Genomic DNA, 6,904 nt, shown 5'->3' on the forward strand with positions numbered 1-6,904 from the left:
AGCCGGCGGATAAACAGAATCCCGCCGCCGAAGGCGGCCAACAGTCCCAGCGTGGCCGGTTCCGGAATGGCGTAACTCAGGGTCGAGTCGTCGAAAAATGCAGACCCGTTACCCCCCGTCTTGTTATAGACGCCGAAGTATAAATCTTTCCCGATAACCGAACTTCCTTCGGCGACCTCCCAAGTAAAGGTCCAGGTCGTCCAGGTCAGATCGGCCGGAGCCGCCTCGGTCGGTGCGGTATAGGTCACGCCGGAAACGCCATTGAACTCCAGGTACATGTTGTTCTTGGCCGTCTGTGCATTGTTCCGCGCAGTAGCGGCATTCGCACTTGCAACAGGCGCCGTTTCGAAAAACCCTGCCGCAACCCCGGCCGAGGTATCTCCGTCGACAGGCGTGTTCAGGCCGGAAAAAGCAAACACGTTCCCATTGCCGACCCGAAGCGATAAGGTGTACGTGCCTGTTTGAATCGTTTCCCCAGCCCCGGCGATATCGGAAAACGTCCAATAGCGCAACCCCATGTAGTCGTTGGCATTGCTGACGCCCCACAGACTGCCGTTTTCCGCATCCAGGTTGTCCTTGGTCGTATTGGTGGCCCCGGCTCCCAGCTGCGTTCCACCTTCGCCTAGAGGAACTGTTTTAACGAAATCGGCGAAAGCCACCCCCGCCAAAGCGAGGCCAGCGATAAGTACTGCTGTTTTTTTCATGTCATTCCCTTCTTTGTGTGTGTGAACACCGCAACGGGTCGCCCCGTTGCGGAAATATCAAGGCCGCGAAGTTTTAGTCTTCGAGGTAGGCGCGGAAGAACTGCTGATCCGCCGTGATGGCATTGGTCACGGAAAGCAGTCCGTCCCCGGTCAGTCCGCTGGAAACGGAGGTCCAGGTTCCGCTCACGAGGTTGTCGGTGGCCTCAACGCCGTAGGATGCGCCCGGGGCGGCGGTCCAGGAGAGGACCACTTCGGTCCCGCCGGAAACCACCCCGACCCCAAAGTTCTCGATGCTGGTAACCAACGGCGCATTGGCGACAATCTGGAAGCCGCTGATTCCTCCGCGTCCGCCATCGGGCGATCGCACCGCAATGGTAAAGCTGGAGGCGGTCAGGTTCGAGACCACCACATAGTTTGAATAATCCGCACCATCCTCAACGCCGTCGCTTTCGATGTACGTGCCGTCGAACGTGTTGTAGGTCGGAGTCGCGCTGACATCATCATCCTCGTTGAACACCACGATCGCGCTTTCACCAAACGGAGTGACGGTATATTCGCTCTGGCGGGGATTATTGCCGGTTCCCCTGCGGTCGGTATCGGCATAGATGATCAGCTTATAGCCCTGTCCGATGTATTCCGGCCCCAGACCAGTGATCGAGATGCCGTCAATATCGGTACTATCGTTCAGGCCCAGATAGGAGTTGAACAACTGGTCGTGATCGGTTCCGGGCAGTCCAAGTTCCTGTTCCGCGGAGGCCGCCGAGGCCGCATAGCCGACAAACATTGAGCTGGTACCGATTTGCTCCAGCGTCGCCGCACTGGTGTTTCCGGAATCATCCGACAACACGGTCGTGGGAAGAGGATCGCTATTAACGCCTCCGTTTCCGCAATTGATGTTGTTCCAGTTGGTACTGTTGTTGAGTCCGGCAGCCTCTGAACCGGTCAGCTCGTGATCCGCCTGGGCATCGCTGTCGTCGCCGACATAGAAGTTCACGCTGATGGTCGGCCCCCAAATCAACGCTTCTTTAACGGTGATCGACACCGTGGCCACTGCGCTCGAAGCCAGGCCGTCGTTGACGGTGTACGTGAAGCTGTCATCGCCGACATAGCCGGTATCGGGGGTATAGATCAGGTTCGGCGCAGTACCGCTCAACGAGCCGTGTGCCGGCGCAGTATAGTCATACGTCAGGCCGCTCGGTCCGTTGTCCGGATCGGTGCCGATGAGAATGATATTCAAGTCGGCATCCACGAACGTGGATGCATTAAGCGATGCAGCAGTGGGTGCCTGGTTGGTTACCGTAATCGTGATCGTCGCCGGCTCGCTGTCGTCTTCTCCATCGTTGACGATGAACGTGAAGGTGTCGATGCCCTGGAATTCCGCATCGGGGGTATAGATCAGGTTCGGCAGTGCCCCGTTGGTGACCAACGAGCCGTTCGCCGGGAACCCGGTTACTTCATAGGTCAGTTCGCTCCCCTCGAAATCAGAACCCGTCAGGGTGAGATTCGTGGAGGAGTCGGGGAACAGGGTGATTTCCTGCCCGAATGCGCTGGGCGGAATATTGCCTGCTCCTGCCGAGATATACGCCAACGTGGAATCATCCCAGAACCCGTTTCCTCCACCATTGGCACCCGTGCGGACATACACACCGATATACGGATCCGTCCCGATCACCGGGCTGCCTTCCGCCACTTCCCACGTGAAGGTCCAGGTGGTCCAGGCATCATTTCCGGGATCCGCTTCGGTCGGCGGGGTGTAGGTCACACCGGAGACCGCGTTGAACTCGGTATGCATATTGTTTTTATTGGCATCGGCTTTATCCGAGTTAGCCGCGCCGGTTCCGGTCTGCAGCGTCGTAAAAAATCCGGCAACAACCCCTTGGGCGGTATTGGTTCCTGAACTGAGGTCATTGAGGCCTGCAAATGATGCTCCATCGCCGTTATTACCTACTGCAGCCGTAAAGGTATAAATCCCGGCCTGAATCGTCCCCGGGAGTTCCGCTCCCGCGACATCGGAATAGGTTGCATAAAGCATGCCCGCAACGTCGGCGGTGTTGGCCACTCCCCAGAGCGTTCCGGCCTGCGCACTGAGGCCGTTTTTGACCGTATTGAAAGCGCCCGCGCCGACCTGCGTACCACTTTCGCCGGTTCCATTTCCAAGCGGCACCGCGACGGTACTCGCCGAGGCCGAACCCACCAGCAGTCCGCCCGCCAGCACGGTCATCATCCCGAACCATTGCTTCTTCATCTTCTTCTCCTTTTGTCTCTTCTTTCGCTCTCCTTCAGAACGCCACAAAACCTTCTTCTACGTTTAACCCTTTGCTAGCAAATGAAATAAACTTTGTCTATCCCCATTTTTGAGGACACGCGGCAGATATTCCGCCCGCTCCTTCGCCACCCACCGTTCGGGGAAATCCAAGCCTTTATTCGAGGCAGCTACCGAGCAAGCCCCACTGCGGGATCTGCCCGTACCCAATTAACAGACGGAAGCTAGACGAGTCGACGAACTCGCGCCATCGCCGGAAAAGGGTATTTTTGTTTCTTTTTTTATCTTCCAAGGGTTGTCGGTGGATTTCCAGGCCGCCCACCGGCGACAACGCGGCCCTCCATCCTTGACATGCGCAGGCCGATCGCCCTTACATTGTTGCATCATGACTGAACCAGAAAAGCCTACGGCCCCCACCCGCATCTGCCTGATCGAAGATCACGCCGATTTTCGCGAAGCATTGCTCGAAGCCCTCGAATCAACGGGCCGCTTCGATATCTGCGCCACCCTCTCGAACGCGGAAGACGCTTTTGAATTCCTGAAGGAATCGGCGGCTCCCGACGTCCTGATCCTGGACCTGGGCTTGCCGGGCATGGATGGGATCGATGCCATCCCCCTGATCCGCAAGGCCGCCCCCGAAACGACGGTCTTGGTGCTCACGGTTTTCGACAACAAGGCCCGGGTCTTTCAGGCGCTGGGCGCCGGGGCATCGGGCTATCTGATCAAGTCCGACGGCCTGAAGGCGATCGTGCAGGGCATCGAAGATGCCTGCCACGGCATTGCGCCGCTCAGCGCGGAAATCGCAAAAATGGTGTTCGACACCTTTGCGAATTTCAAGCCGGCCTCGCCCGAAACCGAGCTGTCGGAACGCGAAACCGATGTCCTCAAGCTGCTGGCCGAAGGGCTCAGCCGGCAGGAGGTCGCCGACAAGCTGAACGTCAGCAAGCACACGGTCAGCACCCACATCCGGAACGTCTACCAGAAACTCCAGGTCCACAACGTTTCCGGGGCCATCAGCAAGGCCTCTTCCATGGGTATCATCTGATGCGGCGTTCCCGCGGCAGGCGAAGGGTCCGTCGTGAAACGGGAATGAAGAACGTCCGGCGTGCGCTGGCGATTGCGGGGCTGCTGGGCATGGCCTCCCATGCCGCCATCGAATTTGCGGTGGTCGGGGACGGAACCGGGTACGACATTCTGGGAACGGCGGACAACGAAGCGGCCGCGTATCGCTCGACCGGTGTGCCCAAGCGCTTCGATGCCGACGACGACCAGGTTTATGGAACGGAAGGCGTGTTCATGTTCGGCGACGGCGGCGCGACCGCCTACAACCGGCCCTTTGCCAAACACACCCAGGTGGGCGCGCCCTGGGCTTCGTTTGCTCCGGGGGCGGATTTTTCGAGCGTTGCCCAGTCTTCCCATGGGCAGGGGCCGATGGATGATCCGACGGCCCCCATCGGCGCCGCCGTCGCGGACTGGGGCTCGGTAGGCAGTGCGGTGACCACGGGCGGCGGCATCGGTGCGTCGCGCGAGATCCTGAGGTTCACGCTATCGGCCGGCGCGCCCCGCCAATTCCGGCTGGGCCTGGTCGGCGGAACGCAAGACCAGCAGAATGGCCGCTGGGATCCGACGAGCTATACTTTGAGCGGGGGTTCCGCCGTCGCCACCGTTGCCGGCTTGGAGAACAATACCGCCGGTTTCGGCAACTTCGTCTTTTTCGACGTTGCCCTCAACGACGCTACCAACACGACCTTTACCATTTCGGGAACCCAGCGCCGCACGACCCACGGCGCCAGCCTGACCGGAGTGACGTTCGATCCGCTTCCGGTTTTTGTTCCCAAGGCAACGGCGCAGCGCGGCCGCGCCGGGCCGCCCAATCAATCGAACTCGCTGGAACTGATGGTGGCGCGCGGCTTCGCGAAAAACTTCAGGAAGCACGAAGCGCGGCTGGAAACCATCGGCAAAGAACTGGAAACGCTGCCGCACCCCTATCAGCAGGAACCGACCGGAACCGGGGGCTTTCTCTCCCACGGGCTAAACTCCTCCAACAGCGTGGCGACGATTACGTTTCGCTGGAAAGACCCGGTAGCACTCGATGCCATCGCCCTGTTCCCGTTGCGCCTGTTCATGGATGAAATCTACGGCGAAAACCTCTACTGGCCCGGCACCATCGTGGTTGAAGCCGAGATCGACGGCCAAAACCAAACCATCGCCCGCTGCGCCGCCGGCCAGCCGCTCATCCCCCAATCCCTGCCGAACCTCATCGAATTCCCCCCGGTCCTTACCCGCAAGCTGACCCTCCGCTGCACCGACCTGCCGCAACACCCCTATGAAATGTGGCATGCCGCCGGCTTCGCCGAAATCTGCATCTTTTCGGGTTCCGACAACGTGGCGCCGCGGGCCGTTTGCAAAACCAGCAGCTCGCGGCAAGGCTACCATGTGCTGGCGCAGGAATTCCTGACCGATGCCCAAACCCCGCTCGGTCTCCCCCAATTAAGCAGCCGGTCAAAATCCCATCCGTTCATAAAAAAAGGGCGACTCGGAAACAAGGTCATCCCCGGTTCCTACACCCTCACCTGCACCTATCCCCGCGAAATCCCCATCGACACCGTGCGAATCGACCCCGCCATCGAGCATTCCTACGGACAGAACTTCCCCGTGCGCTTCGCCATCGAACTGCTCGACGCCCACGGCCGCGTCGTCCAGTCGGACACCACCTACCAAAGCTTCCCGTTGCGCAAACCCGGCCTGAATCCCTATTTTGCCTATTTCCCCGAAACGACGGCCCAGGCGGTGCGGCTGACCGTCTACGAGGCGTCGCAGCCCGTTCCCAAGGCCGTTCCGGGCATTGCGTTCAGCGAAATCGCGGCCCTGCACAAGGGCGAAGAAGCGGCGCGCGCAACGGCGTTCGAAGAGCAATTTATCGGAAAAAAACTCCGCGCCGCACCGGGCGATCCTCCCGACACCGAGGCCATGCGGTTGCTGGCCCCCGCCAATGACGGCCTGACGCACTCGGGACAGGTTCTGCCGCTCCGGCAATGGGTCGTCGGGCTGGTCCGGCGCCAACAGTTGATGGAGGAGCAGTTGATCCTTCAAAACATCCAGAAAAAAACCCTGACGGATATCGGCAAAATCCTCGTCCACGGCAGCCTGACCCTGCTTTTTCTGGTCATCGGAGGCGCGGCATACCTCATCGCGCGCAACCGCATCCGCATGCGCAAGGAACTGCGCTCCACCCGCGCCCGGATCGCCAGCGACCTCCACGACGACGTCGGCAGCAACCTCGGCACCATCATTCTCCACGTCGAAAAACTACAGGAGCAGACCGAAACGCCGCCCGACCAGAAACGGCTCGAAGCCATCTACCGGCTCACCCGCGAAAGCGTCTTCGGACTGCGCGAAGTGCTCAGCACCACCGCGCCGGAAGTCGGCCGCACGCAAAACATCGTCGCCTACATGCAGGAACTCGCCGGCCTGATCCTCGGGAAAACCACCTACACGTTCGAATCCGGCCCCGCCATGAGCGAGGCCTTGCTCGAGCATAGCCTGCGCAAAGGGATCCTGCTCTTCTACAAGGAGGCCCTATACAACGCGAAGCGCCACTCGGGCTGCAGCCATATCGACATCTCGCTGCGGCTCCGGGAGCGGGAAATCGTTCTTTGGATCAAGGACAACGGCAGCGGCATGGACGAAGCCGTGCTGGCCAGACCCCGCACGCTGCGCACCCTCAAGCAACGCGCCGAATGGCTCCACGCCAACCTCCAAATCCAGTCCAACCCCGGCCGCGGCACCGAACTCACCCTCATCATCCCCCAGGAATAAGGGGCCTCCCCTTCCCGCCCTGCAAAGACACCGAGATCGAGCAAGGGAGTCCATTACCGATTTTTCAGCCTATCCTTCACCCGCACCGCATCATTTTGTCGGAACGTCTTCGCATGCA

General features: G+C 60.1%; 4 protein-coding genes. 2 read left to right on the forward strand and 2 right to left on the reverse strand.

Features of this window, described 5'->3' with window-relative positions:
* Positions 1-704, reverse strand: a 704-nt coding sequence (locus ABYO54_RS12065) for a hypothetical protein (RefSeq protein ID WP_372808505.1), incomplete at its 3' end; no start/stop codon positions are given.
* Positions 705-777: 73 nt separating this feature from the next.
* Positions 778-2,949, reverse strand: coding sequence for an Ig-like domain-containing protein (locus ABYO54_RS12070; RefSeq protein WP_372808506.1), 2,172 nt, complete (start codon positions 2,947-2,949; stop codon positions 778-780).
* A gap of 403 nt (positions 2,950-3,352) precedes the next feature.
* On the opposite strand from ABYO54_RS12070, the gene ABYO54_RS12075 reads away from it, so the two are divergent.
* Both ABYO54_RS12075 and ABYO54_RS12080 read left to right on the forward strand, forming a co-directional pair.
* Positions 3,353-4,012 carry a response regulator gene (locus ABYO54_RS12075; RefSeq protein WP_372808507.1) on the forward strand — a complete coding sequence of 220 codons (660 nt, stop codon included), beginning with the start codon at positions 3,353-3,355 and terminating at the stop codon, positions 4,010-4,012.
* A 44-nt stretch (positions 4,013-4,056) separates the two neighbouring features.
* A complete protein-coding gene (locus ABYO54_RS12080; protein ID WP_372808508.1) occupies positions 4,057-6,786 on the forward strand; it encodes a sensor histidine kinase in 2,730 nt (909 codons plus the stop codon).
* Positions 6,787-6,904: the final 118 nt, after the last annotated feature.

Origin of the sequence: Pontiella sp. (genome assembly GCF_041622395.1) — a bacterium.
Taxonomy (GTDB): Bacteria; Verrucomicrobiota; Kiritimatiellia; order Kiritimatiellales; family Pontiellaceae; genus Pontiella.